The organism is Pantoea sp. Ap-870, assembly GCF_011752515.1.
In the GTDB taxonomy this organism is placed as follows: Bacteria; Pseudomonadota; Gammaproteobacteria; order Enterobacterales; family Enterobacteriaceae; genus Pantoea; species Pantoea dispersa.
Map to the genome: position 1 here is coordinate 154,441 of NZ_VWXG01000008.1, position 25,473 is coordinate 179,913.

Here is a 25,473-nt window from a genome sequence, read left to right on the forward strand (position 1 = left end):
ATAATTTCCGATGTATATGATCAGGGCAAATTTACTCATCTCTCTCGTCATGCTGAAACTTATTTCCCGTTATGCAGGAATTGGCGTTATCAACACCGCGATTCACTGGACGGTGTTTGCGCTTATTCTCAAGCTGTTCGAGTCAGGTCAGGCTATGGCAAACTTTGGTGCATTCTGCGTTGCGGTGACGTTTTCCTTTTTTGCTAATGCCCGCTGGACCTTCTCTTCTGCAGCCACGCCCTTGCGTTACCTGCTTTATGTCAGCTTTATGGGAGGCATGGCGGCGCTGGTTGGCTGGATGGCCGACGCCTGCACGCTTTCCCCGGTGGTTACCTTGATACTCTTTTCCTTTATTAGCCTGGGTTGCGGCTTCATCTACTCTAATTACATCGTTTTCAGGGAAGCAAAATGAAATTGTCTCTCGTCGTGCCCGTCTTCAATGAAGAGGAGACCATTCCACTCTTTTATCAGGCGGTTCGTCATGAATTAGCCGGCTATCAGGTGGAAATTGTTTTTATCAATGATGGCAGTAGCGATGGCAGCGAAAACATCATCAATGCCCTGGCCATCTCGGATCCGCTGGTCATTGCGCTGTCATTCACCCGCAATTTCGGCAAAGAACCCGCGTTGTTTGCCGGACTGGAGCATGCCACCGGTGACGCGGTTATTCCGATTGATGTTGATCTGCAGGATCCCATCGCCGTTATCCATCAACTGGTTGAACGCTGGCAAGCGGGTGCCGATTTGGTTCTGGCTAAACGGAAAGATCGCAGCGCCGATGGGCATGTCAAACGTAAAACAGCCGAGTGGTTTTATCACTTTCACAACCAAATCAGCTCGCCGAAAATAGAGGAAAACGTTGGCGATTTTCGTCTGCTGTCGCGCGAGACGGTAGAACATATAAAAAGCCTGCCGGAAAGAAATCTGTTCATGAAGGGCATTTTATCCTGGGTGGGCGGTAAAACAGCGATTGTGGAATATGATCGGGCTGAACGCGTCACAGGGGTGTCGAAATTTAATGGCTGGAAATTGTGGAATCTGGCATTAGAAGGATTAACCAGTTTTTCCACCTTCCCCTTGCGCATCTGGAGTTACATCGGCGGTAGCGTCGCGTTACTCTCCTTTCTTTATGGATTCTGGATGATCATCGATAAACTGCTCTGGGGCAATCCGGTGGCGGGTTACCCTTCGTTGCTGGTTTCCATTCTGTTTTTGGGTGGAGTGCAACTTATCGGCATCGGTGTTCTGGGCGAATATATTGGCCGAATCTACATTGAGTCCAAACAAAGACCACGCTACGTGATTAAGAGCAGGAAATGAAAAAAACAGTTTTTGAGCGTCATCCCTCCGCCATGTATCTGATACTGGCCATCGCTTTACTCATCGGTTATAGCCCGGTTTATTTATCAACATACGGATTTTCCGACGACTGGTTCTATTTATACGCATCCACTACCGATGCATTCAGTATTTTCAAATGGGATATCTTATCGGGCCGACCTTTTTATGGTGCTATCCGCTACTTCTTCGCTTTCCTGATCGATGACGTGCAGGATTTGACGTATCTCAGGGTGCTTTCTTTATTCAGTCTGATTTTACTGGGCGGGTACATCATCCGTTTCCTTGAGCGTCGCAGCATTTTTGCCAGCGCGGTCCAGCGTCTGACGTTTGCCACGTTGATTTGTTTGCTGCCCTCATTTCAGGTTTTTGTCGGCTGGACAGTCTGCTTTCCTTATGTCCTGTCCGTGCTGCTGGCGGGCATCAGTTATTCAACACTGGCGGAAAACAAAGGCCTGGGCCGGGTGCTACTGTCGGCTATTTGCCTGACGCTTTCCTTTGCGATTTACCAACCCGCAGCCATGAGCTTTTTATTCTTTGCCCTGCTCGATCTGGGCATGACCCGGAATAATTATCAGCGCAGCGCGGTGATCAAGCTGATGTTGATGCTGGGATTTGGCATGGTGATGGCGCTGGTGCTGGCGAAAGTTCTGCCGCTCGTGCTGTTTAATGAAGTACTGGCCAGAACCAATATCACCTTAGCGCCGCTGAAAAAAATCACCTGGTTTATCGCTGAGCCGCTCAGAAATGCGCTGTGCAACTTTGATACCGGGCGCTCGATTGTCAGCATTATCATCTCCTGCTCACTGATCATCGTGGGCATTGTGAAGGCACCCGATTTCAAACCGCATAAAGCTTTTCTGTTCCTGTTTTTCCTGGTCGCGGCGGGCATTCCTAATCTTTTGGTGAGCGAAGACTGGGCAGCCTATCGCACGGTTATCGCGCTGTCGTTAATCACTACCTCAGCCTTCATTGCTGGCTTATTCGTGATCTTTAATAAGCTGAAGATAACCACGTCTGCCAGTATCGTTTGCCTCGTTATTGCAGTGCTCTCATGCATGCTGAATATTAAGAAGGGCTTTTCTACGCCTCAGCAGCGCGAGTATCAGTTGTTAAGCAACGCAATCATAGAGAACGTGCCTGCAGAATATTCTGGCCAGCTTTATTATCGTATCGATAGTGACAACTTACCTGCTGTCGCAAAATCCAAAAAATACGATGAGTTCGGTTCGCTTTCGCTGGGTATGCCATGGTCCTTTGCCGGTATGGCCGACGCGATTAAAAAAGAGCACGCGATGAAGTTTTCCTTGCCAAAGGCGCCCGTTATCTACGGCAGCGATCAATGTCCAGGTGACTGTCTGACGCTGGATGCCACCCACGTGCTGGCACCGGTAAAATAAAGGCCAGCGCCGCCACTATTTCGCTTACCACGCAACGGCTCTGCTTACCGTTGCGTGGTTTACTGGCTATGGCGCGACATCAGATCGGCTGGCGGCTGAATACTACGCTAAGTCATTTTTTGAACGCCACCCGGCGTGATAATATGCGTGCCGCTCAGCGGAACGCCCCGCTGGTTTACGCCTGCATCGATTGAACAATCACACTGCAAAGCGCTATTTCAGCAGGCGTTTTGCGCCAGAGAGCGGAATTAACCAAGAAACATGCAATGAAAACAAGCAACTGATGAGCTTATGCAATGGCACTGATAATTACTGAGCGCTGCATTAACTGCGACATGTGCGAGCCTGAGTGCCCGAACCAGGCGATTAGCATGGGTGAATCGATCTATCAGATCGACGCTGACCGCTGCACCGAGTGCGTGGGTCATTATGATGAGCCGACCTGTCAGAGCGTCTGCCCGATTGATAACACTATCCTTTCAGACCCGCAGCACGTGGAAAGTCGCGACGCGCTGTGGGAGAAATTTGTGCTGCTGCACGCTTAATCTTCGATAATCACCGTGGCGCAGGCGTAGTGGCGCTCGTCGGCCAGCGTGACGTGCACATGCTGCACGCCCAGCTGGCTGGCAATCACTTTGGCCTGTTCAAAGAAACGCAGGCCAGGCTTCCCCAGCGCATCGTTGTACACTTCAAACTGATTGAACGCTAAGCCGCCGCGAATGCCGGTGCCGAACGCTTTTGCCGCCGCCTCTTTCACCGCAAAACGTTTGGCGAGGAAGCGCACCGGCTGCTGATGCGCCTGATACTGCTGCCACTCAGCTTCGCTCAGCACGCGGCGCGCCAGACGATCGCCGGAGCGTTCAATCACGCCGGCGATACGCTCGATCTCGACGATATCGCTGCCCAGCCCCAGAATGGCCATTAGCGGCGCGCTTCCCGCATCAGCGCTTTCATATCGCTGACCGCTGCTGCAAGACCGCTGAACAGCGCACGACCGATAATCGCGTGACCAATGTTCAGCTCATGCATTTCCGGCAGCGCAGCAATCGGCTGGACGTTGTGATACGTCAGACCGTGGCCAGCATTCACCTTCAGGCCGCGACTGGCGGCAAAGGTCGCAGCGCTGGCGATACGCGCCAGTTCGGCATCGCGCGCCAGCCCTTCCGCTGCTTCAGCATAGGCGCCAGTATGGATTTCAATGTAAGGCGCACCGCTGGCGACCGCCGCTTCAATCTGGCGCTGATCGGCATCAATAAACAGCGACACCAGAATGCCCGCCTCGCTCAGCTGTTTGACTGCCGCGTTGACCTTGTCCTGCTGACCGGCCACATCAAGGCCGCCTTCGGTGGTCACTTCCTGGCGCTTTTCCGGCACCAGGCAGACAAAATGCGGTTTGATGTCGCAGGCGATGCCCACCATTTCGTCGGTGACTGCCATCTCAAGATTCATGCGGGTATGAATGGTGTCGCGCAGAATCCGCACGTCGCGGTCGGTGATATGACGGCGGTCTTCACGCAGGTGCACGGTAATGCCGTCTGCGCCCGCCTGCTCCGCGACAAACGCGGCCTGTACCGGATCGGGATAGTTTGTGCCACGCGCGTTACGTACGGTGGCGATGTGATCGATGTTGACCCCTAACAGCAACTCAGCCATGACAATCCTTAAATGTGTTCAGTATGTTTGCAGTGTAACGCGCGGAGCCTGTCAGGTGCATCACCCGCGCTCGTCGTTTGCCACGTTCGGTCGTTTTTTCGGCACAAACTGACGGAACAGCTCCTGGCTCTTCAGCGGCTTACCGCCCAGATAAGGTTTCAGCGCCATGCGCGTGAAGCGTTTGGCGGCACGCAGCGTATCAGCATCGGGAAATTCGCGCTCCCACAGCGCACGCAGCTGGCGGCCGGTGAAACTGCGCTGATTGACCACCAGACTGGCGATAAAGCCTTTCTCTTCGCGATAGCTGTAGGTCATGCTGTCGTCGACCGCCTCGCCGCTGCCGGCGCAGTGCAGAAAGTCAACGCCGTAGCCCAGATGGCCCAGCAGTGCCAGCTCAAAACGGCGCAGCGCTGGCTCGGGCGAACCATTGGCCGCCGCCAGCGTCTGGATACAGGAGAGATAATCGAAGAACAGTTCGGAGAAGGGAATTTCCTGCTCCAGCACCCGCGACAGCAGCTCGTTAACATACAGGCCGCAGTAGAGCGTGATGCCGCTGAGCGGCAGCGCCAGCGACACCGCTTCGGCGTTACGCAGGGTTTTGACTTCGCCACGGCCGCCCCAGCGCACCAGTAGCGGTGTGAAGGGTTGCAGTGCGCCTTTAAGCTGTGAACGGCGCGAGCGTGCGCCCTTGGCAAGGACGCGGACGCGTCCCTGACTTTCGCTGAACAGGTCGAGCAGCAGGCTGGTTTCGCTGTAAGGGCGACTATGCAGCACAAAGGCGCGTTGCCAGCCTTCCATCAATTAGTCGTCTGTATAACCCAGGCTGCGCAGCGCACGTTCGTCGTCCGCCCAGCCCGATTTCACTTTGACCCACAGCTCAAGATGGACTTTCGCCTCGAACATCTCTTCCATGTCTTTACGCGCTTCGATACCGATGGTTTTGATTTTGGCACCTTTGTTGCCAATCACCATCTTCTTCTGCCCTTCGCGCTCGACCAGAATCAAACCGTTGATGTCATAGCCGCCGCGCTCATTAGAGACGAACTGCTCGATCTCCACAGTTACCGAATACGGTAACTCGGCGCCGAGGAAGCGCATCAGTTTTTCACGGATGATTTCTGAGGCCATGAATCGCTGCGAGCGATCGGTGATGTAGTCTTCCGGGAAGTGGTGATCCGACAGCGGCAGGCGCTTGCGGGCGATCTCCGCAATCGCATCCACGTTTTTACCGGTTTCGGCGGAGATCGGCACGATCTCGAGGAAGTTCATCTGCTGGCTGAGGAACTGCAGGTGCGGCAGCAGGATGCTTTTATCCTGGATGTTGTCTACTTTGTTCACCGCCAGCACCACCGGCACTTTGCCATCACGCAGCTTGTTCAGCACCATCTCATCGTCAGGCGTCCAGCGCGTGCCTTCCACCACAAAAATTACCAGCTCAACGTCACCGATGGAGCTGCTGGCAGCACGGTTCATCAGGCGGTTGATCGCCCGCTTCTCTTCCATGTGCAGGCCGGGTGTATCCACGTAGATCGCCTGATAAGCGCCTTCGGTATGAATACCCATGATGCGGTGGCGCGTGGTTTGCGGCTTGCGCGAGGTGATCGACACCTTCTGCCCCAGCAGCTGGTTCAGTAAGGTGGATTTGCCGACGTTAGGCCGGCCGACAATCGCGATAAAGCCGCTGTATGTTTCGAGTTCGCTCATTCGGGTCCTGATTGGGCAGCCTCACTGCTGAGGCTGCGAAATGACAATTTATTCGAGGCCGAGCTTGATTAACGCCTGTTCGGCGGCGGCCTGCTCTGCTTTACGGCGGCTGGAGCCCACGCCCACCACCGGTTCAGCCATCCCACTCACCTGACAGTGAATGGTGAATTCCTGATCGTGCGCTTCGCCACGCACCTGTACCACCAGATAAGACGGCAGCGGCAGATGACGGCCCTGCAGATACTCCTGCAGGCGCGTTTTCGGATCTTTTTGCTTATCGCCCGGGCTGATCTGCTCAAGGCGATTCTGGTACCAGTCGAGAATCAGCTTCTCGACCGTCTGAATATTGCTGTCGAGAAAGATGCCACCGATCAGCGCTTCCACGGTATCCGCGAGGATGGATTCCCGGCGGAACCCACCGCTTTTCAGCTCGCCCGGCCCCAGACGCAGACATTCGCCCAGCTCAAACTCGCGCGCCATTTCGGCCAGCGTGTTGCCGCGTACCAGCGTGGCACGCATGCGGCTCATGTCGCCTTCGTCCACGCGCGGAAAGCGGTGATACAGCGCGTTGGCAATCACATAGCTGAGGATAGAATCGCCAAGAAATTCAAGACGCTCGTTATGTTTGCTGCTGGCGCTGCGGTGAGTCAGAGCCTGCTGCAGTAATTCCGGATGAGTAAAAGTGTAGCCCAGTTTGCGCTGCAGCTTGTTAATGAGGATGGGGTTCATGCGATTCCAGTTGTTCTGTGCGTCTGTGACTCTGCATACCAAACAGGGCTGAAGGTCCAGCTCGTTCTGTTTGGTGTGCAGTGGCTCCCTGACTCGCAGGAAGCCAACCGTTTTTAAATCAGTGAATACCGCCAATGCGACTCAGTCGCACGCCGGTCGGCCACTGTCCTTCCTGTTTCTCAAAGCTCATCCAGATAGCAACCGCTTTGCCGACCAGATTCTTCTCGGGCACAAAGCCCCAGTAGCGGCTGTCGGCGCTGTTATCACGGTTATCGCCCATCATGAAGTATTGCCCCTGCGGCACAATCCACGTGGCCTGCGGCTGACCCGGCTGCTGATAATACATGCTCGCCTGGCTCTGCGCTTCGTTCACCAGCAGGATATCGTGCGTGACGTTGCCCAGCGTCTCTTTGCGCGTGCCAAGACGCAGGCCGCCCCGCAGCGTTTCGCCCTGCGGCACCTGGTAGAAACCGTTGCCGGTTTCGTTACCATCAAAGCCGCTGAAGGTCTGGATGAAATCGCTCGGCTCAATGTTGGTATAGGTCACCGGCAGCGCCGTGTCACACTTGCCCGTGCCGCAGCCTGGGTTGATGGTCAGGGTTTTGCTGTAAGGATCAAACATCACTTTGTCGCCCGGCAGACCGATCACGCGTTTGATGTAATCCACGCTCGGATCCTTCGGGTATTTGAACACCGCGACATCTCCGCGCTGCGGATGGCCGGTCGGGATCAGCGTGGTTTGCGTGATCGGATCTTTGATGCCGTAAGCAAATTTCTCCACCAGGATGAAGTCGCCAATCAGCAGCGTCGGCATCATCGAGCCAGAAGGGATCTGAAACGGTTCGAAGATAAACGAGCGCACGATCAGTACCACCGCCAGCACCGGGAACACCGACGCTGCGGTTTCAACCCAGCCCGGCTGCGCGGCCACTTTGGCCAGCGTTTTGCTGTCGAGCGAATTACCTGCCTGAGCCTGTGCCGCCGCCTGCTTTGCCCGGCGCGCCGGGGCCCACTTAAAGCGATCGATACACCAGATGATGCCGGTTAACAGAGTGGCAATCACCAGAATCAGGGCGAACATGTTAGCCATTAAAGTTCCTTATTTGCTGTCTTTACCGACATGCAGAATGGCAAGGAATGCTTCCTGCGGCAGCTCAACGTTGCCGACCTGCTTCATTCGCTTCTTACCTTCTTTCTGCTTCTGCAACAGCTTTTTCTTACGGCTGACGTCACCGCCATAGCATTTCGCCAGGACGTTTTTACGCAGCTGCTTCACTGTTGAGCGAGCGATAATGTGGTTGCCGATTGCTGCCTGAATCGCAATATCGAACTGCTGGCGCGGGATCAGATCTTTCATCTTCTCCACCAGCTCGCGGCCACGATACTGTGAGTTATCACGGTGCGTAATCAGCGCCAGCGCATCAACGCGTTCTGAGTTAATCAGGACGTCGACGCGCACCATGTCAGAGGTCTGGAAACGTTTGAAGTTATAGTCCAGCGACGCATAGCCGCGCGACGTTGATTTCAGACGGTCGAAGAAGTCGAGTACCACTTCTGCCATCGGAATCTCATAGGTCAGCGCAACCTGTTTGCCGTGGTAAACCATGTTAGTCTGCACACCGCGTTTTTCGATACACAGCGTAATGACGTTGCCCAGAAACTCCTGCGGCAGCAGCATATGACACTCAGCGATCGGTTCGCGCAGTTCAGCAATATTATTCAGCGGCGGCAGCTTCGATGGGCTGTCGACGTACACCACTTCTCCGTCAGTGGTTTCCACTTCGTACACAACCGTTGGCGCGGTGGTGATCAGGTCGAGATCGTATTCACGCTCCAGACGCTCCTGGATGATCTCCATGTGCAGCAGGCCGAGGAAGCCACAGCGGAAGCCAAAGCCCAGCGCTGTGGAGCTCTCTGGCTCATAGAACAGTGAGGCGTCGTTCAGGCTCAGCTTGCCTAATGCATCACGGAAAGCTTCGTAGTCGTCGGAGCTTACCGGGAACAGACCGGCATACACCTGCGGCTTCACTTTTTTGAAGCCCGGCAGCGCTTTATCCGCTGGATTGCGCTGCAGCGTCAGGGTATCGCCCACCGGCGCGCCGAGGATGTCTTTGATGGCGCACACCAGCCAGCCTACCTCGCCACACTTCAGCTCGGTACGGTCAATTTGTTTTGGCGTGAAAATGCCGAGGCGGTCAGCGTTGTACACCTGGCCGGTACTCATTACCTTCACTTTATCGCCTTTGCGCAGCGTGCCGTTTTTAATACGGATCAGCGACACCACACCGAGGTAGTTATCAAACCAGGAGTCGATGATCAGCGCCTGCAGCGGGCCTTCCGCATCACCTTCCGGCGGCGGAATATCCCGCACCAGACGCTCCAGCACATCCGGTACGCCGACGCCGGTTTTCGCCGAGCAACGCACCGCATCCGCGGCGTCAATGCCGACTATATCTTCAATCTCTTCCGCCACGCGCTCCGGGTCAGCCGCAGGCAGGTCGATCTTGTTCAGTACCGGTACCACTTCCAGATCCATTTCCATGGCGGTGTAGCAGTTCGCCAGGGTCTGCGCTTCAACGCCCTGACCTGCATCAACCACCAGCAATGCCCCTTCACAGGCCGCCAGCGAGCGGGAAACTTCATAAGAGAAGTCAACATGGCCTGGGGTGTCGATAAAATTGAGCTGGTAAGTTTCACCGTTTGGCGCGTGGTAATCGAGCGTAACGCTCTGCGCTTTAATGGTGATGCCGCGCTCGCGCTCCAGATCCATCGAATCCAGAACCTGCGCCGCCATCTCACGATCGCTCAGGCCACCGCAAATCTGAATCAAACGGTCAGAGAGCGTTGATTTGCCGTGGTCAATGTGAGCGATAATGGAGAAATTTCGTATGTGCTTCATTTATATGAATATCTTCACGTAGAAAATCAGTTGAAAACGTGAGCACAGACACATTCAGGCAAGTGAGCTTTACCCGGAACCCTGTCAGCCTCATTAATGACGACGCATATTACACTGTTAACGCCGCGCGTTAAAGAATGGAACTGCGGGGAATCGCAACAGAATTCAGCGATTAAGACGAAATGAAAAGGCCGCGCAATACGCGGCCCGAACGGGGATCAGCGGGGGTTTTCCACTCGTAGCGCATCAGGCGGGAGCGCAACGCTGAGAATCACCGGCTGGAACGCTTCGCGATCGCCAAACCGGCTGGAAACCCCTTTGGCAACAATAAAGCCGCCAACGCCACCCAGCAGCGCACCGCTGGCCGCCGCCAGGTCGCTGTGGAACAGCATCTGGAACAGGCCCGCGACCAGGAACAGACCAAACAGCGGCGTCATATAAACCAGCAGCGCAGAACCGAGCAGGCTGCTTTCACGAATGCCCAGCTCAATGCGCTGGCCCGGCTGCAGCGGCTCCGGACTGGCGATAGTCATCACATGGGCGTTTTTCGGTCCCAGCTGGTTGAGCGCATGGCTGCCGCAGCCTTTGCGCGCTGAACAACTGTTGCAGGAGGTTTTCGCTTCCGAATGCAGAGTAGCAACGCCCTCTTTCCATGCCACCACGGTGGCCCATTCTCTCATCATTTTGTCGCACCTGAATCTATGCTGTCCGCGATACGTTTGGCAGTGGTCGGCGGCAATTCGCCCACCACGGTAATCTCACGATTATCTCGCACTTCGGTCTGCACCGTACGACGCCCAGTGCGCAATGACTGTGGCGAACTGCTTTTATCGGCAGGCGTGATGTTAATAGCGAAGCTGAACAGGCCATCGCTGTACAGACGGGATTCTACGGTTTTGTTCATCGCCGGAATGTCGCGCCGGCTTTGCGAAATCAGCTTCATACCGGCCGGCAGCCAGCCAGGTTGCCAGCTGAGCTGCACTTTGTCGCCCGCCGGTAACGATAGCGACGGCGGCAGATTGGCTTTTTCCAGCCCCTGCATCAGATTGCGCACGCCTTCATCAACGGCAAAACTGATGACGCGGAACTGCTCCAGCGTCTCACCGTCGCGATCCAGCAAATCAATCCGCAGCGGCAATTTGGTATCGACGTCCAGCCACACCACGTAGCTGTAACGCGTGCCGTCTCGCGACACGATGCGCACCACTTCGCACATCTGATCGGCCATGCGGGAACGCCCTACCGGAATAAAATCGTAGGCATCGCCGAGGCGTGAGAAGTCAGCGAACATCAGCGCCGGCAGCGCATCAATAATGTGGTTGCCCGGCAGCGAGAACGGATCGAGACCCGGTTCGAAATAGCTGATGTCGTTGCCGCGCTGGATCACCTCACGGCGCGGTCCGTCCATCTGTAATAGCTGGGCGAATACGCGATTGTCGATGACCGCATGGCGGTAACGCAGGGATTCAATGCCCAGACGTGAGACATTGATATAGGCGAATTCGTAGTTGAGGTTCTGGCTGGCCTGCTCCATCTGCTGTAACAACGCCCCGGACGCAGATGTCTGCGCCGGGGCGGTAGATGACCAAAGCAGGCTGCCTGCCAGCAGGCTAACGGCACACCAAAGCTGCTTCATTACTGCTGTTGAGTTCCTAACGACTGAGTTCCGGGAACGTTAGCCTGCGCCTGTTGCGGCGCATTGCTTTCAAACTGCACCTGATCGGCATGCAGACGGCGTTGCAGTTCGTAATCCTGCAGCATGGCATTCACGCGGCGACGCTGCTCCTGCACCTGCTGATTTGAGCTGTTGGTGTCAAAAGCATCAGACGGCACGCCCAGGCTGACCGGTGACGCTTTACCCATCATCGGTAAGGTATTGAAGGCTGGCGCATCCGACGTTTCCGTCGCACTACCCGCTGGTGAGCTGTTGTAGTGCTGCACACCGACGATCACCGCCAGCGACACACAGGCCGCCACACCGATCTGCGTGACCTGAGCAACCCAGCCGCCACCGCGACGCCAGAACGGCATTTTCTGCCAGCGCGACGGCTCCGGCTGTGCTTCCGGGATCAACGAAGTCACTTTGCGCACCGGCTCGTTTTCGATCGCGGCAGCAACGCGTGCGGAGATATCAAAATGCAGCACTTCGCTCACATCGCCCCGCAGGGTGTCGCGGATCAGATGGTAGCTCTCCCAGCTTTTTTGTAGATCTGCATCCTTCGACAACGACGCCAGCAGCTCGTTATCTAAAGTTTCACCATCCATTAAAGCGGAAAGTTTTTCTTTCTGCATGTTTTGGTACCCTTCCAGTAGCCGTTATCACTGACGTTGGATAAGCGGTTGAACTTTATTATCAATGGCTTCCCGGGCCCGGAAGATACGTGAACGTACGGTACCTACCGGACAATCCATGATGGCGGCGATCTCTTCGTAACTCAGACCATCCAGTTCCCGCAGGGTGATGGCCATACGCAGATCTTCAGGCAACGCCTCAATCGTCCGAAAAACAATTTGTTTCAGTTCGTCTGACAACATTAAGTTCTCAGGGTTCGAAATTTCTTTTAGCGCACCCGCACTTTCGAAATTTTCCGCGTCAATCGCGTCCACATCGCTGGACGGCGGCCGGCGCCCCTGAGCCACCAGATAATTCTTCGCGGTGTTGACCGCAATGCGGTACAGCCACGTGTAAAAGGCGCTATCACCCCGGAACGACTCCAGTGCGCGATACGCTTTAATGAAAGATTCCTGAACCACATCAGGCACATCGCCTGACGGGACATAACGTGAAACCAGGCTCGCCACTTTATGCTGGTATCGGATCACCAGTAAATTAAATGACTTTTGATCTCCTTTCTGAACCCGCTCAACGAGAACCTGATCCGTTAACTGCTCGCTCATCCGAGGTAATGTCTCCCCAAATCTCTTTTATGCGTAAGTGAACTGCCAGCACATCTCATTTATTGTGAGCAAGCATGCGCTTAGAGTCCCGTTCTGGCCTGAAGTTCACCACGACCTGATATTTTCTGTACCGGTGCCCTGACATCGTTGTTGTTGATGGTCTTTCAGTGTAGCGACTTACCGCACTGGTGGTGTCGTTGGCGGCACCGATAATCGCTGGCAGAGTACCCTATGACGCCGCATTTTTCACCTTTATTCCCTGAATTTTCAGCGTGTTTGGTATAAAAAACACTAATCGCTTATTTTCAGACATAACTTACTGAAATCGCATTACAATCTGATTATTGCGTCGAATTTTCCCGCGTTTTTTGTTCAAAATACTTCACACCAGCGGCGTCCGGGCTTATGCTCGGGGGACCTTTTGTTTAGTAAATTAAACATCATGAACCCCATTCCCGATCATAGCTGTGATGTACTGATTGTTGGCAGCGGCGCGGCCGGTTTATCTCTGGCGCTGCGGCTGGCACCGCACTATCAGGTAACGGTGCTGAGTAAAGCGCAGATTAGCGAAGGCTCCACGCTGTATGCACAGGGCGGGATTGCGGCGGTGTTTGATGAAAACGACAGCATTGAATCACACGTCGAAGATACGCTGATTGCCGGTGCAGGCCTGTGCGATCGCGAGACGGTGAATTTTATCGCCAGCAATGCGCGCCCGTGCGTACAGTGGCTGATCGATAACGGCGTGGCGTTTGATCGCGAGCCACAGGATAACGGCAATGCGCGCTATCACCTGACGCGCGAAGGCGGTCACAGCCATCGCCGTATCTTACACAGCGCCGACGCCACCGGGCGCGCGGTCGAAACCACGCTGGTCAGCCAGGCGCTCAGCCATCCCAATATTCGCGTTATTGAGCGCGCCAACGCGGTGGATTTAATCCTCTCCGATAAAATTGGCCTGCCCGGAACGCGGCGCGTGGTGGGCGCGTGGATCTGGAATCGCAATCGCGAACAGGTTGAAACCTGCCGCGCCCGCAGCGTGGTGCTGGCCACCGGCGGTGCGGCGAAGGTATATCAGTACACCACTAATCCGGATGTCGCTTCCGGCGACGGCATCGCGATGGCGTGGCGCGCCGGCTGCCGGGTGGCCAATCTGGAGTTCAATCAGTTTCACCCTACCTGCCTGTTTCATCCGCAGGCGCAAAACTTTTTGCTGACCGAAGCGCTGCGCGGCGAAGGTGCCTGGCTACTGCGCCCGGACGGTTCGCGCTTTATGCCGGATTTCGATGCGCGCGCCGAACTGGCACCGCGCGATATCGTGGCGCGCGCGATCGATCACGAAATGAAGCGCCTGGGCGTCGACTGCATGTATCTCGACATCAGCCATCAGCCGGCCAGCTTTGTGCGTGCCCACTTTCCGATGATCTATGACAAGCTGCTGACGTTTGGCCTCGATCTGACACAGCAGCCGATTCCGATTGTGCCCGCCGCGCATTACACCTGCGGCGGCGTGATGGTGGATCAGCATGGTCGCACCGATGTCGACGGGCTGTATGCGATTGGTGAGGTCAGCTACACCGGCCTGCACGGCGCTAACCGCATGGCATCGAATTCGCTGCTGGAGTGTCTGGTGTATGGCTGGTCGGCGGCCGAAGATATTGTGCGCCGTCTGCCGCAGATGCACGCCGTCGATCACCTGCCGGCGTGGGATGAAAGCCGCGTCGACGATGCCGATGAACGGGTGGTGATTCAGCACAACTGGCATGAGCTGCGGCTGTTAATGTGGGATTACATGGGCATCGTGCGTACCACCAAGCGGCTGGAGCGCGCCCTGCGCCGCATCACGCTGCTACAGCAGGAAATTGATGAATACTATGCGCATTTTCGCCTCTCCAACAATCTGCTGGAGCTGCGCAATCTGGTACAGGTGGCAGAGCTGATGGTGCGCTGTGCGCTGGCGCGCAAAGAGAGCCGCGGGCTGCACTTCACCCGCGACTATCCGCATATGCTGCCCGAGGCACAGCTTACGGTGCTGCAGCCGGTAGCCTAGCGGAACAGATAGAAATCGGTTACCAGGCTCAGCCAGTCCGCCGAGTAGCTTTTATCTTCATCACGAATGGCGAGACGCTCCTGCACGAGTTCGCCTGCGGCGGGTGAAAAGCCCAGCACCAGCCGGTTCGGCGGTCGCTGCGCGTAAGGTGCCACATCATAGCGATAACGCAGATGCCAGCCTTCGGCGCGCGCCAGTGCAATCAGGTTTTCGCCAGCATCCGCGGGCAGCACCACGCAAAACAGCCCCTCTTCTTCAATCAGCTGTGCCGCACAGCGCAGCAGGGTGGGATGATCAAGCGTTGCCGTGCTGCGCGCGGTATCGCGCTCGACGCTGGCCGAGGCCATACCCGGGGTGAAAAACGGCGGATTGCTGACAATCAGCGAGTAGCGTTTTTCTGCCTGCTCACTCCAGCTGACGATGTCCTGCGCATGCACCGCGATGCGATGCGCCCACGGCGACGCGGCGACGTTCTCCTGCGCCTGCGCGGCGGCGCTGCACTCCAGTTCGACGGCATCGATACTGACGTCATCCGGCGTGCGCTGCGCCAGCATCAGCGCAATCAGGCCGCTGCCGCAGCCGATATCCAGTATGCGCCGTACGCCTGCCACCGGCGCCCAGGCCCCGAGCAGCACCCCATCGGTGCCGACCTTCATGGCACAGCGATCGTGCGCGACAAAAAATTGCTTAAACGTGAACCCATCTTTTCTTAACATCGCCCGCGCTGGCGGTTGCGGCTGAGACATGCTTAACGACCATTGAATTTGCTCCTGCCGGAAGTGTAACGTGGTCGCGAAGTGAATTCACCTTCACCTGTGCAACACAAACAGATGAAGATTGTGGCTGAACTGTCTATAATCAGCGCCCCAAACTGAGGTAGACCATGACCGTAACCACATTCTCCGAACTCGAACTCGACGAAAGCCTGCTGGAAGCCCTGCAGGATAAAGGCTTCACGCGCCCGACTGCCATTCAGGCTGAGGCCATTCCTGCCGCGCTGGAAGGCCGTGACGTTCTGGGTTCGGCACCAACCGGAACGGGGAAAACCGCAGCCTACCTGCTGCCCGCTTTACAGCACCTGCTCGATTTCCCGCGTAAAAAATCAGGGCCGCCGCGCATTCTGATCCTCACGCCGACGCGTGAACTGGCGATGCAGGTTGCCGACCAGGCGCGCGAGCTGGCCAAACATACCCATCTCGATATCGCCACCATCACCGGCGGCGTGGCCTATATGAACCACGCGGAAGTGTTCAGTGAAAATCAGGACATCGTGGTCGCGACCACCGGCCGCCTGCTGCAATACATCAAAGAAGAGAACTTTGACTGCCGCGCGGTAGAAACGCTGATTCTGGACGAAGCCGACCGCATGCTGGATATGGGCTTTGCGCAGGATATCGAGACCATTGCCGGTGAAACGCGCTGGCGCAAACAGACGCTGCTGTTCTCGGCCACGCTGGAAGGCGACAACATCAAAGATTTCGCCGAGCGTCTGCTGAACGATCCGGTAGCGATTGAAGCCGATCCAAGCAAAAGCGAGCGCAAGAAGATTCAGCAGTGGTATTACCGCGCCGACAACCTTGAGCACAAAACCAAACTGCTGGTGCATCTGCTGAAGCAGCCGGAAGTGAAGCGCGCCATCGTGTTCGTGCGCAAACGTGAGCGCCTGCATGAGCTGGTGACCTGGATGCACGAAGCCGGCCTGCGCAGCAGCTACCTCGAAGGCGAAATGGTACAGGCTAACCGTAACGAAGCGATCAAACGCCTGAATGACGGTCGCGTTAACGTGCTGGTCGCGACCGATGTCGCCGCGCGCGGTATCGACATTGATAACGTCACCCACGTCATCAACTATGACTTGCCGCGCACCGCCGATGTCTATCTGCACCGCATTGGCCGTACCGGCCGCGCCGGACGCAAAGGTACCGCGATCTCGCTGGTAGAGGCACATGACCATCCGCTGTTGGGTAAAATCAGCCGCTACGTCAATGAGCCGCTGAAATCGCGCGTAATCGATGAGCTGCGTCCGGAAACGCGTGCACCGAGTGCTAAAGTCACCGGTAAACCGTCGAAAAAGGCGCTTGAGAAGCGCAAAGAGAAGAAAGCGAAAGAAGAAGAGAAACCGCGCGTGAAGAAACGTCACCGCGATACTAAAAATATCGGTAAACGCCGCAAGCCAAGCGGCAGCAGCACACCGGAGAGCGGTGCGGAATAAAACAGCATCGTGGCAATTAAATCGCCTCCCTGAGGCGATTTTTTGCTTTCTGACCTGCTGAAATCGCGTTTTCGCGGCGTACAACCCCTCAATCAGCCCTCTTCTCTCTTCAGGAAATAAAAAAGCCGCGCCAGTAAGCACCGGCGCGGCCTGTATTGCTGTGTGCGTTTTCGTCAGCCGATCAATTACAGGCTTTCGGTAAAGGTACGGGTGATAACGTCACGCTGCTGTTCTGGCGTCAGCGCGTTAAAGCGCACCGCATAGCCCGACACGCGAATGGTCAGCTGCGGATATTTTTCCGGATGCTTCACCGCATCTTCCAGCGTTTCACGGCGCAGCACGTTAACGTTGAGGTGCTGACCGCCTTCCACGCGCACCTGCGGTTTCTGCTCCAGTGGAATTTCACGGTAAGCAATCTCGCCAAGGTCGCTGACTGCAACAACCTGATCTTCCGTGAAATCGCCTTTTGCGCACAGGCAGCGGGCTTCGGCTTTCTCATTGTCCAGCAGCCAGAACGAATTCAGCAGCTGCGGATTTTGTGCCTGAGTAATTTGAATACCGGTAATCATAGAGGCCTCCAGGGCTTAGCGCTGCGGCAGGAGCACAGCGCGGTTCTTCGGGTTATGTGACGCTCTGGTATATCACCGTGCTGACCGGCTCGTTTTGACCTGTATCAATTTCGTCTGGCCAGAATTTTTGCCTCCACTCTAATAAATTGATTTATAATAATTTTTATCATTAACTTTTTCTGTAATTGTTCAACTTATTTTTACCCTTCTGCTGCCCTGCCGGACACGCTAAGCTAAAGACATCAATTTGCAGGGAGTCAATGATGGCTGAGAAGCTGACCTGGCACGATGTGCTGGCTGAAGAGAAAGAAAAACCTTACTTCGTGGAAACGCTGAAAGCGGTAGCCGAAGAGCGTGCGGCGGGCGTGACGGTCTATCCGCCGCAAAAGGACGTGTTCAACGCGTTCCGTCTCACCGAACTGGGCGATATTAAAGTGGTGATCCTCGGGCAGGATCCGTACCACGGCCCGAATCAGGCGCATGGCCTGGCGTTCTCGGTCCTGCCGGGCGTGGCCATTCCGCCGTCGCTGCTGAATATGTACAAAGAGCTGGAACAGGACATTCCTGGCTTTCAGCGTCCGCAGCACGGCTTTCTTGAAAGCTGGGCGAAACAGGGTGTGCTGCTGCTGAATACGGTGTTAACCGTGGAAGCCGGCAAAGCGCATTCGCACGCGCGTTTCGGCTGGGAAACCTTTACCGATAACGTGATCAGCGCCATCAACTCCCATCGCGAAGGGGTGATTTTCCTGCTGTGGGGATCGCACGCGCAGAAGAAAGGCAGCATCATTGATGCGCAGCGTCATCACGTACTGAAAGCACCGCATCCTTCGCCGCTTTCGGCCCATCGCGGCTTTTTTGGCTGTCAGCATTTTTCCAAAGCTAATGCGCTGCTGAGCCAGGCCGGCCAGACGCCCATTGACTGGACGCCGGTGCTGCCCTGAAAACACAAACGGCCGCATCAGCGGCCGTTGTTGCACGGGAGCGGCTTAGCCTTTGGCTTTCGATACCGCAACCATCGCCGGACGCAGCAGGCGACCGTTGAGGGTGTAACCGCGCTGCATTACCATCAGCACGTGGTTTGGCGCCACTTCTTCAGACTCCATCATCGACATCGCCTGATGCACATCCGGGTTGAACGGCACATTAGTTTCGCCCACCACTTCCACGCCGAACTTACGCACCGCACCCAGCAGTGATTTCAGCGTCAGCTCGATGCCTTCAATCATCGAAGCCAGCTCGGTGTTCTCTTTATCCGCCACTTCCAGCGCGCGCTCCAGGCTATCAATCACCGGCAGCAGTTCGTTGGCAAACTTTTCCAGCGCAAACTTGTGCGCTTTTTCCACGTCCATTTCGGCGCGGCGACGGATATTTTCAATCTCAGCCTGCGCGCGCAGCTGGGCGTCACGCACGCCACCCTGCGCCTGCGCTAATTCAGCTTCCAGCTGGGCGATACGCTCATCACGCGGATCCACCTCAGTTGCTGTCTCCGCTTCCGGCTGCTGTTGTTCCTGTTGAATTTCGTCTGAGACTTGCTCGTTTGGGGTGTTCTGTTCTTTACTACTCATGAATTTCTCCGCGTTTTGCACATTCATCTCGCTGGTTGGCTTATTATGGGGATCAGTTTGACGGTTTCAAGTGAACCCATCACATTGCCTGGCCGTTTTGGCTTATGAGGAACACCCGCTAAATGAACAAACACTTTAACTGCATTGGGATCGTCGGCCATCCGCGCCATCCCACTGCGTTAACCACCCATGAAATGCTCTGGCGCTGGCTGACTGACAAAGGCTATGATGTGATCGTGGAACAGCAAATCGCTCGCGAGCTGAACCTGCAGGATGTGCGTACCGGCAGCCTGGCGGACATCGGCCAGTACGCCGATCTGGCGGTGGTGGTTGGCGGCGATGGCAACATGCTGGGCGCCGCGCGCGTGCTGGCTCGTTACGACATCAAGGTGATTGGCATCAACCGCGGCAATCTCGGCTTCCTCACGGACCTCGATCCGGATAACGCGCAGCAGCAGCTGGATGACGTGCTGCAGGGCGATTATTTCGTGGAAAGCCGCTTTTTGCTGGAAGCGCAGGTATGCAAAGAAGAGTGTTCGCCGCGCATCGGCAGCGCCATCAATGAAGTGGTGCTGCATCCGGGCAAAGTGGCGCACATGATTGAATTTGAAGTCTATATCGACGAAGTGTTCGCCTTTTCCCAGCGCTCGGACGGGCTGATTATCTCCACGCCAACCGGTTCAACCGCTTATTCGCTTTCGGCGGGCGGGCCGATATTAACGCCGTCGCTCGATGCGATTGCGCTGGTGCCGATGTTCCCGCACACGCTGTCGGCGCGTCCGCTGGTGATCAACAGTAGCAGCACCATTCGCCTGCGTTTTTCCTCGCTGCGCAGCGACCTGGAGATCAGCTGTGACAGCCAGATCGCCCTGCCGATTCAGGAAGGAGAAGATGTGCTGATTCGCCGCAGCGCCAATCACCTCAATTTAATTCATCCAAAAAATTATAATTATTTTAACACCTTAAGTTCAAAACTCGGATGGTCAAAAAAATTATTCTGAAAAGGCCTGCCGGCTACTTTACTGGATAAAAAACCAGTTTATACTGTATGAAAAACCATATCTGTTTTTACATACAGGTGATTGTATGCTGGCACAACTGACCATCAGTAATTTTGCAATCGTTCGTGAACTGGAGATCGACTTTCATCGTGGCATGACAGCGATCACCGGCGAAACCGGCGCAGGAAAATCCATCGCGATTGATGCGCTGGGCCTGTGCCTTGGCGGCCGTGCTGAAGCAGACATGGTGCGTCAGGGGGCCAGCCGCGCAGATATCTGCGCGCGCTTCCAGCTGAAAGCGTCACCCTCAGCCCAGCGCTGGCTGGCGGAGAACCAGCTCGACGACGGCAACGAATGCCTGTTGCGCCGCGTGATCAGTGCCGATGGCCGCTCACGTGGCTTTATCAACGGCACGTCCGTACCGCTGTCGCAGCTGCGCGAACTCGGTCAGTTACTGATTCAAATCCACGGTCAGCATGCGCATCAGCTGCTGCTTAAAACCGATCACCAGAAACACCTGCTGGATGCCTACGCCGCGCACGACGATCGGCTGGCGGAGATGCGTCAGCACTATCAGCGCTGGCACCACAGCTGCCGCGCGCTGGCACAGCATCAGCAGCTGTCGCAGGAGCGTGAAGCCCGCCGCGAACTGCTGCAGTATCAGCTGAAAGAACTCAACGAATTTGCGCCGCAGCCAGGCGAGTTTGAGCAGATTGATGAAGAGTACAAGCGCCTGGCGAACAGCGGTCAGCTGCTGTCTACCAGCCAGCAGGCGCTGCAAATTCTTGCCGACAGCGATGACACCAACCTGCAAAGCCTGCTCTACAGCGCGCGTAATATGCTGAGTGAGCTGGTCTCGCTGGATGATAAAGTCAGCGGCGTATTTAACCTGCTGGAAGAAGCCGCGATTCAGCTGAGTGAAGCCAGCGATGAGCTGCGCCACTACTGTGAACGGCTCGACCTCGATCCTAATCGCCTGTACGAGCTGGAGCAGCGTCTGTCGCGGCAGATTGCGCTGGCACGCAAGCACCATGTTTCACCGGAAGCGCTGCCGGTGCTGTATCAGCAGCTGCTGGATGAAGCGGAACAGCTGTCGCAGCAGGAGAGCGATCAGGAAAGCCTGCAGAGTGATGTTGTGGCTCATCATCAGGCTGCGCTGGCCTGTGCCGAAATCCTGCATCAGCAACGCGTTGCCTCGGCGCAGGAGCTGAGCCAGCTGATTACGCAAAGCATGCGCACCCTCGCCATGCCGCACGGTGAGTTTGCCATTATGCTGGAATTCAATGCCGATCAGCTGACGGCCGAAGGTGCCAGCCGTATTGATTTCCGTGTCACCACCAACCCGGGCCAGCCGCTGCAGCCGCTGGGTAAAGTGGCCTCAGGAGGTGAGCTGTCACGTATTGCGCTGGCGATTCAGGTGATCACCGCACAGAAAATGGAAACTCCGGCAATGATTTTCGATGAGGTTGACGTCGGTATCAGTGGTCCGACGGCCGCTGTCGTTGGCCAGATGCTGCGCCAGCTGGGCGAATCGACTCAGGTAATGTGCGTAACTCACCTGCCGCAGGTGGCGGGCTGTGGTCATCAGCACTTCTTCGTCAGCAAAGAGACCGACGGTGCGATGACCGAAACCCACATGCAGCCGCTGGATAAGCGTGCGCGTCTGCAGGAACTGGCGCGCCTGCTCGGCGGCAGCGAAGTCACACGCAACACGCTGGCGAACGCAAAAGAACTTTTAGCAGCCTGACACCGCACTTTTTTGCGGCCTGGTGGTCATATGCTTGCTCTGTAGAGGTTTCCAATAGCTCAAAGGTTTATTATCATCGGCAGTCATATCGCCATAATAAAGCCTGCCGTATGCAGAGTTCAGAATTTGATGGCAACAAAACTGCCTGATGAAAGGCGTTTGGCCCCAGAAAAGGAATGTATAGATGCGCTGTAAAACGCTGACTGCCGCGGCAGTGGTAATGTTGATGATGACCGCCGGATGTTCCACCCTTGAGCGCGTTGTGTATCGTCCGGATATCAATCAGGGGAATTACCTGGTCGCCAACGACGTTTCGAAGATTCACACCGGCATGACGCAGCAGCAGGTTGCTTACACGCTCGGTACGCCGATGATGCACGACCCGTTTGGCAGCAACGTCTGGTATTACGTGTTCCGTCAGGAGCCAGGTCATGAGAGCGTGAAGCAGCAGACGCTGACGCTGACCTTCGACAGCAACGGTACGCTGACGAACATCGATAACAAACCGCGTCTCACCGGCACTGAAGACTGAGTGAGCCGCAACAAAAAAGGCGCCTGAGCGCCTTTTTTAACGCCTGTAATTTACTTTTTCGTTGCCGCGCGCTCTGCCCGCTGCCGGCGCATCTCTTTTGGATCAGCAATCAGCGGGCGATAAATCTCTACCCGATCGCCATCCTGCAGCGTATCGCTCAGCTTGACCGGACGGCTGAAAATGCCGACTTTGTTGCTGCTCAGGTCGATATCTTTGCGCAGCGTCAGCAGTCCGGATGCCTGAATCGCCTGCTCAACCGTCGCGCCCTCTTCCAGACTAACCTCTCGCAGATACTGTTTATCCGGTAGCGCGTACACCACTTCAACGCTGATGTCAGCCACGGTAAACCTCTTTGGCACGCTGGGTAAACGCCTGCACCATGCTGTTGGCCAGCTCTTTAAAGATGCGGCCAAACGCCATCTCGACCAGCATATTGGTGAACTCAAAGTCGAGGCTGAGCTCAACCTTGCAGGCATCGTCGCCGAGCGAGATAAATTTCCAGCCGCCGGTCAGCTTGCGGAACGGCCCATCGACCAGCTGCATATGAATGCTCTGGTTATCGGTCAGGGTGTTACGCGTGGTAAAAGTTTTACTGATGCCGGCTTTGGAGACATCCACCGCGGCGGTCATCTGATTACCGCTGTTATCCAGCACGCGGCTGCCGGTACAGCCCGGAAGAAATTCAGGATAAGCATCCACATCATTCACGAGCCGGTACATCTGCTCAGCGCTATACGGGACCAGCGCTGAACGGCTAATCTGGGCCATAATGGTTCCTGTTGGTCACAAAACCGTTGAATTATACCATTTTAAGCTACTAAACAAAAATTCACGCCTTTGCCAGCTGTGCTAAAATAGTGTGTTTTTTACCGCCCCGCAGGACAGGGGATGCGCCCACAGACTGAGTGATGTAGACTACGCCGCACTATGACAAAGAAAAAAGCTCACAAACCCGGTTCAGCCACTATTGCCCTCAACAAACGCGCCCGCCATGAATACTTCATTGAAGAAGAGTTCGAGGCCGGCATGGCGTTGCAAGGATGGGAAGTCAAATCACTGCGCGCCGGTAAAGCCAACATCAGCGACAGCTATATTTTGCTGCGCGATGGCGAAGCCTATCTGTTCGGTTCCACTTTTCAGCCGCTGGCAGTGGCATCAAGCCACGTGGTGTGCGATCCCACGCGCAACCGTAAACTGCTGTTGAACCAGCGTGAACTGGATTCCCTGTACGGCCGCGTTAACCGCGAAGGTTACACCGTGGTCGCGCTGTCGCTGTACTGGAAAAACGCCTGGGCCAAGCTGAAGATTGGTGTGGCACGCGGTAAGAAAGAACACGACAAGCGCGCGGACATTAAAGATCGCGAGTGGAAGATGGACAAAGCACGAATTATGAAGAATGCCAGCCGTTAACCACTGGAATCTTTTATAATTTTTTGCTAGAGTAACAAGTCTTGGGGCTGATTCTGGATTCGACGGGATTCGCGAAACCCAAGGTGCATGCCGAGGTGCGGTAGGCCTCGCTAAAAAACCGCAAAAAAATAGTCGCAAACGACGAAAACTACGCTTTAGCAGCTTAATAACCTGCTTATAGCCCTCTCTCCCTAGCCTCCGCTCTTAGGACGGGGATCAAGAGAGGTCAAACCTAAAAGAGATCGCGTGGATGCCCTGCCTGGGGTTGAAGCGTTAAAACTAATCAGGCTAGTTTGTTAGTGGCGTGTCTGTCCGCAGCTGGCAAGCGAATGTAAAGACCAGACTAAGCATGTAGTACCGAGGATGTAGGAATTTCGGACGCGGGTTCAACTCCCGCCAGCTCCACCAAAATTCTCCATCGGTGATTACCAGAGTCATCCGATGAAGTCCTGAGAGCCCGCACGGCGCAAGCCCTGCGGGCTTTTTTGTGCCTGTAATCTTCCGGGATAACCCACCTGAATTCTGAATAATTAGGTATAGGTTTGGTATACACATTGGCGTTAGAAAAAATGTGCACCAGCTTGAACGTAATAACTCATCCACAAGGCGAATTTGATAGCGCCACGCATGGGGGAACAATCCCGCCGCCTGACTGGCTTCCGTATTCGCGTGTTTGATATTGCCACCGGCACGTTTAGTTCGCACAGCGTCCGGGCGAAAAACCTCGCAGGCGTCCGGCGCTCATTGACGCGGCCCGCCGGGCATAATCACGACAAACAGGAGCGTATCCACGCGGAGTTATTTATGGTGCTGGCAAACCGCTACGACTGGTAGATGTTTCTTGAAGTAACCGGTCCAGGTGGAAGCGGGAAAGTGTGCTAGCTTCGATTGCTAAGCTGCTCGCTGGCCGCGATAACACCACGTCCGCCACCATTGATACGCTAAAATCATCACGGGAACGCGCCAGCGTGGTTGGCTTCTCTCTGATTATCCTGCCAGACCAAGAGAAATGGAGCGGCGACGGCGCGGGCATCAAGGCGATTACCGGCGGTGATGCGGTGGCAATTGATCCCAAATACCGTGACGCCTATTCAATGCACATCCCGGCGGTAATTCTGGCGGTAAACAATAACCCGATGCGTTTCAGCGATCGCAGCGGCGGTGTGTCACGCCGCCGGGTTATTCTGACGTTCCCGGAAGTCATACCGGCAAAAGAACGTGACCCGCAGTTGCTGGAAAAAAGCAGCACCGAGCTGGCCATTATCGTGCGTCATCTGATGCAGCGCTTCAGCAAGCCGGACGATGCGCGAGAATTGCTACAGGCGCAGCAGACATCCGACGAAGCGCTGGAGATTAAACGCCAGGCTGACCCGCTGGTCGACTTCTGGGGCTACCTGATGCCGCTGAGCACGCCGAACGGGCTGTTTATAGGTAACGCCAACATTCGACCGATAAACCCGAAGTGCTATCTCTACCACGCGTATCTGTCCTTTATGGAGTCGCGCGGCCATCAGCACCCACTCAGCCTGACGGCTTTCGGCCAGGCAGTGCCGCAGACGCTGAAAGAATACGAGCGCGTGCTGCTTAAGCGCCGAACGAATAACGGCATACAAACCAATCTCACCCTGCATGAAGACAGCGAGGCAGATTGGTTGCCCGCATGCAGGGCCTAATAAATCATCTTAAATAAATCAGCTTAGGCCGGTTTATTTATATTTGATATAATTATCCATGTCGGCCAAGAGCTTCTATGCTTCGAAAAGCAG

General features: G+C 55.6%; 27 protein-coding genes, 1 other RNA gene and 1 pseudogene. 13 read left to right on the forward strand and 16 right to left on the reverse strand.

Translation table 11 applies throughout. The annotated features are described in order from the left end of the window. The first annotated feature begins 49 nt into the window (after positions 1–49). From F3J41_RS18510 to F3J41_RS18525, 4 genes are all read left to right on the forward strand, one after another. Positions 50–412 carry a GtrA family protein gene (locus tag F3J41_RS18510; protein ID WP_166712055.1) on the forward strand — a complete coding sequence of 121 codons (363 nt, stop codon included), beginning with the start codon at positions 50–52 and terminating at the stop codon, positions 410–412. Next, positions 409–1,320: a glycosyltransferase family 2 protein gene (locus F3J41_RS18515; protein ID WP_152390556.1), complete on the forward strand. Its 912-nt coding sequence runs from the start codon at positions 409–411 to the stop codon at positions 1,318–1,320. Before F3J41_RS18510 ends, F3J41_RS18515 begins: the two co-directional genes overlap by 4 nt. After that, positions 1,317–2,738: a glucosyltransferase domain-containing protein gene (locus F3J41_RS18520; protein ID WP_227746453.1), complete on the forward strand. Its 1,422-nt coding sequence runs from the start codon at positions 1,317–1,319 to the stop codon at positions 2,736–2,738. The genes F3J41_RS18515 and F3J41_RS18520 overlap by 4 nt, the downstream gene beginning before the upstream one ends. Before the next feature lie 296 nt (positions 2,739–3,034). Beyond that, positions 3,035–3,283: a YfhL family 4Fe-4S dicluster ferredoxin gene (locus F3J41_RS18525; protein WP_010617759.1), complete on the forward strand. Its 249-nt coding sequence runs from the start codon at positions 3,035–3,037 to the stop codon at positions 3,281–3,283. Here the strand turns inward: F3J41_RS18525 and acpS are convergent. The 11 genes from acpS to rpoE all read right to left on the reverse strand — a co-directional run bounded on the left by acpS (position 3,280) and on the right by rpoE (position 12,621). Then, entirely contained in the window at positions 3,280–3,660 is a 381-nt protein-coding gene (gene acpS, locus F3J41_RS18530) for a holo-ACP synthase (protein WP_010617758.1), read from the reverse strand. The two genes, F3J41_RS18525 and acpS, sit on opposite strands and share 4 nt — an antisense overlap. Then, positions 3,660–4,391, reverse strand: coding sequence for a pyridoxine 5'-phosphate synthase (gene pdxJ / locus F3J41_RS18535; protein ID WP_021506526.1), 732 nt, complete (start codon positions 4,389–4,391; stop codon positions 3,660–3,662). The genes acpS and pdxJ overlap by 1 nt, the downstream gene beginning before the upstream one ends. A 60-nt stretch (positions 4,392–4,451) precedes the next feature. Next, positions 4,452–5,189 carry a DNA repair protein RecO gene (recO, locus tag F3J41_RS18540; RefSeq protein WP_058775641.1) on the reverse strand — a complete coding sequence of 246 codons (738 nt, stop codon included), beginning with the start codon at positions 5,187–5,189 and terminating at the stop codon, positions 4,452–4,454. 3 nt (positions 5,190–5,192) lie between these two features. Further along, positions 5,193–6,095, reverse strand: coding sequence for a GTPase Era (gene era / locus F3J41_RS18545; protein WP_058758278.1), 903 nt, complete (start codon positions 6,093–6,095; stop codon positions 5,193–5,195). Between the two features lie 48 nt (positions 6,096–6,143). Beyond that, positions 6,144–6,824 (reverse strand): ribonuclease III, encoded by a 681-nt coding sequence (rnc, locus tag F3J41_RS18550; protein WP_021506523.1) that lies wholly within the window; start codon positions 6,822–6,824, stop codon positions 6,144–6,146. 118 nt (positions 6,825–6,942) lie between these two features. After that, the gene (lepB, locus tag F3J41_RS18555; RefSeq protein WP_152390555.1) at positions 6,943–7,914 is read right to left on the reverse strand and encodes a signal peptidase I; all 972 of its coding nucleotides are present in this window, start codon (positions 7,912–7,914) and stop codon (positions 6,943–6,945) included. A gap of 9 nt (positions 7,915–7,923) precedes the next feature. After that, the gene (lepA, locus tag F3J41_RS18560; RefSeq protein ID WP_058758277.1) at positions 7,924–9,723 is read right to left on the reverse strand and encodes a translation elongation factor 4; all 1,800 of its coding nucleotides are present in this window, start codon (positions 9,721–9,723) and stop codon (positions 7,924–7,926) included. 218 nt (positions 9,724–9,941) lie between these two features. Next, the gene (gene rseC, locus F3J41_RS18565; protein ID WP_059009948.1) at positions 9,942–10,406 is read right to left on the reverse strand and encodes a SoxR-reducing system protein RseC; all 465 of its coding nucleotides are present in this window, start codon (positions 10,404–10,406) and stop codon (positions 9,942–9,944) included. Next, entirely contained in the window at positions 10,403–11,359 is a 957-nt protein-coding gene (gene rseB / locus F3J41_RS18570) for a sigma-E factor regulatory protein RseB (RefSeq protein WP_031279374.1), read from the reverse strand. The genes rseC and rseB overlap by 4 nt, the downstream gene beginning before the upstream one ends. Continuing rightward, positions 11,359–12,015 carry an anti-sigma-E factor RseA gene (gene rseA / locus F3J41_RS18575; RefSeq protein ID WP_166712016.1) on the reverse strand — a complete coding sequence of 219 codons (657 nt, stop codon included), beginning with the start codon at positions 12,013–12,015 and terminating at the stop codon, positions 11,359–11,361. Before rseA ends, rseB begins: the two co-directional genes overlap by 1 nt. 27 nt (positions 12,016–12,042) lie before the next feature. Next, the gene (gene rpoE, locus F3J41_RS18580; protein ID WP_010617748.1) at positions 12,043–12,621 is read right to left on the reverse strand and encodes an RNA polymerase sigma factor RpoE; all 579 of its coding nucleotides are present in this window, start codon (positions 12,619–12,621) and stop codon (positions 12,043–12,045) included. A gap of 442 nt (positions 12,622–13,063) precedes the next feature. Here rpoE and nadB point away from each other — a divergent pair, with 442 nt between their 5' ends. After that, positions 13,064–14,671, forward strand: coding sequence for an L-aspartate oxidase (gene nadB, locus F3J41_RS18585; protein ID WP_166712057.1), 1,608 nt, complete (start codon positions 13,064–13,066; stop codon positions 14,669–14,671). On the opposite strand, the gene F3J41_RS18590 is transcribed toward nadB, so the two are convergent. Continuing rightward, positions 14,668–15,417, reverse strand: coding sequence for a tRNA1(Val) (adenine(37)-N6)-methyltransferase (locus F3J41_RS18590; RefSeq protein ID WP_021506516.1), 750 nt, complete (start codon positions 15,415–15,417; stop codon positions 14,668–14,670). The two genes, nadB and F3J41_RS18590, sit on opposite strands and share 4 nt — an antisense overlap. Before the next feature lie 137 nt (positions 15,418–15,554). On the opposite strand from F3J41_RS18590, the gene srmB reads away from it, so the two are divergent. Next, the gene (srmB, locus tag F3J41_RS18595) at positions 15,555–16,883 is read left to right on the forward strand and encodes an ATP-dependent RNA helicase SrmB (RefSeq protein WP_021506515.1); all 1,329 of its coding nucleotides are present in this window, start codon (positions 15,555–15,557) and stop codon (positions 16,881–16,883) included. 185 nt (positions 16,884–17,068) lie between these two features. Here the strand turns inward: srmB and grcA are convergent, their stop codons facing one another. Further along, positions 17,069–17,452, reverse strand: coding sequence for an autonomous glycyl radical cofactor GrcA (gene grcA, locus F3J41_RS18600; protein ID WP_021506514.1), 384 nt, complete (start codon positions 17,450–17,452; stop codon positions 17,069–17,071). Between the two features lie 263 nt (positions 17,453–17,715). On the opposite strand from grcA, the gene ung reads away from it, so the two are divergent. Beyond that, complete coding sequence (gene ung / locus F3J41_RS18605) at positions 17,716–18,393, forward strand: uracil-DNA glycosylase (protein ID WP_127834787.1); 678 nt, start codon at positions 17,716–17,718, stop codon at positions 18,391–18,393. A 45-nt stretch (positions 18,394–18,438) separates the two neighbouring features. Here ung and grpE read toward each other — a convergent pair whose 3' ends face one another. Then, a complete protein-coding gene (gene grpE, locus F3J41_RS18610; RefSeq protein WP_031279366.1) occupies positions 18,439–19,017 on the reverse strand; it encodes a nucleotide exchange factor GrpE in 579 nt (192 codons plus the stop codon). 122 nt (positions 19,018–19,139) lie between these two features. Here grpE and nadK point away from each other — a divergent pair, with 122 nt between their 5' ends. The 3 genes from nadK to bamE all read left to right on the forward strand — a co-directional run bounded on the left by nadK (position 19,140) and on the right by bamE (position 22,297). Then, a complete protein-coding gene (gene nadK, locus F3J41_RS18615) occupies positions 19,140–20,018 on the forward strand; it encodes an NAD(+) kinase (protein WP_058758272.1) in 879 nt (292 codons plus the stop codon). Positions 20,019–20,103: 85 nt separating this feature from the next. Further along, positions 20,104–21,765: a DNA repair protein RecN gene (gene recN / locus F3J41_RS18620; protein ID WP_166712018.1), complete on the forward strand. Its 1,662-nt coding sequence runs from the start codon at positions 20,104–20,106 to the stop codon at positions 21,763–21,765. 184 nt (positions 21,766–21,949) lie between these two features. Beyond that, entirely contained in the window at positions 21,950–22,297 is a 348-nt protein-coding gene (gene bamE, locus F3J41_RS18625; RefSeq protein ID WP_021506509.1) for an outer membrane protein assembly factor BamE, read from the forward strand. A gap of 50 nt (positions 22,298–22,347) precedes the next feature. Here bamE and F3J41_RS18630 read toward each other — a convergent pair whose 3' ends face one another. Continuing rightward, complete coding sequence (locus F3J41_RS18630) at positions 22,348–22,638, reverse strand: RnfH family protein (RefSeq protein ID WP_021506508.1); 291 nt, start codon at positions 22,636–22,638, stop codon at positions 22,348–22,350. Then, on the reverse strand, positions 22,631–23,065 hold the full coding sequence (locus tag F3J41_RS18635; RefSeq protein WP_021506507.1) for a type II toxin-antitoxin system RatA family toxin: 435 nt from the start codon (positions 23,063–23,065) through the stop codon (positions 22,631–22,633). The genes F3J41_RS18630 and F3J41_RS18635 overlap by 8 nt, the downstream gene beginning before the upstream one ends. A gap of 159 nt (positions 23,066–23,224) precedes the next feature. On the opposite strand from F3J41_RS18635, the gene smpB reads away from it, so the two are divergent. From smpB to F3J41_RS18650, 3 genes and pseudogenes are all read left to right on the forward strand, one after another. Further along, on the forward strand, positions 23,225–23,707 hold the full coding sequence (gene smpB / locus F3J41_RS18640; protein WP_021506506.1) for an SsrA-binding protein SmpB: 483 nt from the start codon (positions 23,225–23,227) through the stop codon (positions 23,705–23,707). 43 nt (positions 23,708–23,750) lie between these two features. After that, positions 23,751–24,115: a transfer-messenger RNA gene (ssrA, locus tag F3J41_RS18645) on the forward strand. A gap of 186 nt (positions 24,116–24,301) precedes the next feature. Further along, positions 24,302–25,380, forward strand: a pseudogene (locus tag F3J41_RS18650) (primase-like DNA-binding domain-containing protein); the annotation flags it as partial. Positions 25,381–25,473 lie beyond the last annotated feature (93 nt).

Coding starts and splice junctions, on each gene's coding strand:
- rseC (WP_059009948.1), bottom strand. CDS start 10,406: ATGATGAGAGAATGGGCCACCGTGGTGGCATGGAAAGAGGGCGTTGCT.
- smpB (WP_021506506.1), top strand. CDS start 23,225: ATGACAAAGAAAAAAGCTCACAAACCCGGTTCAGCCACTATTGCCCTC.
- F3J41_RS18525 (WP_010617759.1), top strand. CDS start 3,035: ATGGCACTGATAATTACTGAGCGCTGCATTAACTGCGACATGTGCGAG.
- F3J41_RS18515 (WP_152390556.1), top strand. CDS start 409: ATGAAATTGTCTCTCGTCGTGCCCGTCTTCAATGAAGAGGAGACCATT.
- rseB (WP_031279374.1), bottom strand. CDS start 11,359: ATGAAGCAGCTTTGGTGTGCCGTTAGCCTGCTGGCAGGCAGCCTGCTT.
- F3J41_RS18590 (WP_021506516.1), bottom strand. CDS start 15,417: ATGTCTCAGCCGCAACCGCCAGCGCGGGCGATGTTAAGAAAAGATGGG.
- grpE (WP_031279366.1), bottom strand. CDS start 19,017: ATGAGTAGTAAAGAACAGAACACCCCAAACGAGCAAGTCTCAGACGAA.
- rpoE (WP_010617748.1), bottom strand. CDS start 12,621: ATGAGCGAGCAGTTAACGGATCAGGTTCTCGTTGAGCGGGTTCAGAAA.
- acpS (WP_010617758.1), bottom strand. CDS start 3,660: ATGGCCATTCTGGGGCTGGGCAGCGATATCGTCGAGATCGAGCGTATC.
- nadK (WP_058758272.1), top strand. CDS start 19,140: ATGAACAAACACTTTAACTGCATTGGGATCGTCGGCCATCCGCGCCAT.
- grcA (WP_021506514.1), bottom strand. CDS start 17,452: ATGATTACCGGTATTCAAATTACTCAGGCACAAAATCCGCAGCTGCTG.
- nadB (WP_166712057.1), top strand. CDS start 13,064: ATGAACCCCATTCCCGATCATAGCTGTGATGTACTGATTGTTGGCAGC.
- lepB (WP_152390555.1), bottom strand. CDS start 7,914: ATGGCTAACATGTTCGCCCTGATTCTGGTGATTGCCACTCTGTTAACC.
- pdxJ (WP_021506526.1), bottom strand. CDS start 4,391: ATGGCTGAGTTGCTGTTAGGGGTCAACATCGATCACATCGCCACCGTA.
- bamE (WP_021506509.1), top strand. CDS start 21,950: ATGCGCTGTAAAACGCTGACTGCCGCGGCAGTGGTAATGTTGATGATG.
- rnc (WP_021506523.1), bottom strand. CDS start 6,824: ATGAACCCCATCCTCATTAACAAGCTGCAGCGCAAACTGGGCTACACT.
- recO (WP_058775641.1), bottom strand. CDS start 5,189: ATGGAAGGCTGGCAACGCGCCTTTGTGCTGCATAGTCGCCCTTACAGC.
- F3J41_RS18635 (WP_021506507.1), bottom strand. CDS start 23,065: ATGGCCCAGATTAGCCGTTCAGCGCTGGTCCCGTATAGCGCTGAGCAG.
- F3J41_RS18520 (WP_227746453.1), top strand. CDS start 1,317: ATGAAAAAAACAGTTTTTGAGCGTCATCCCTCCGCCATGTATCTGATA.
- srmB (WP_021506515.1), top strand. CDS start 15,555: ATGACCGTAACCACATTCTCCGAACTCGAACTCGACGAAAGCCTGCTG.
- F3J41_RS18510 (WP_166712055.1), top strand. CDS start 50: ATGCTGAAACTTATTTCCCGTTATGCAGGAATTGGCGTTATCAACACC.
- lepA (WP_058758277.1), bottom strand. CDS start 9,723: ATGAAGCACATACGAAATTTCTCCATTATCGCTCACATTGACCACGGC.
- ung (WP_127834787.1), top strand. CDS start 17,716: ATGGCTGAGAAGCTGACCTGGCACGATGTGCTGGCTGAAGAGAAAGAA.
- rseA (WP_166712016.1), bottom strand. CDS start 12,015: ATGCAGAAAGAAAAACTTTCCGCTTTAATGGATGGTGAAACTTTAGAT.
- era (WP_058758278.1), bottom strand. CDS start 6,095: ATGAGCGAACTCGAAACATACAGCGGCTTTATCGCGATTGTCGGCCGG.
- recN (WP_166712018.1), top strand. CDS start 20,104: ATGCTGGCACAACTGACCATCAGTAATTTTGCAATCGTTCGTGAACTG.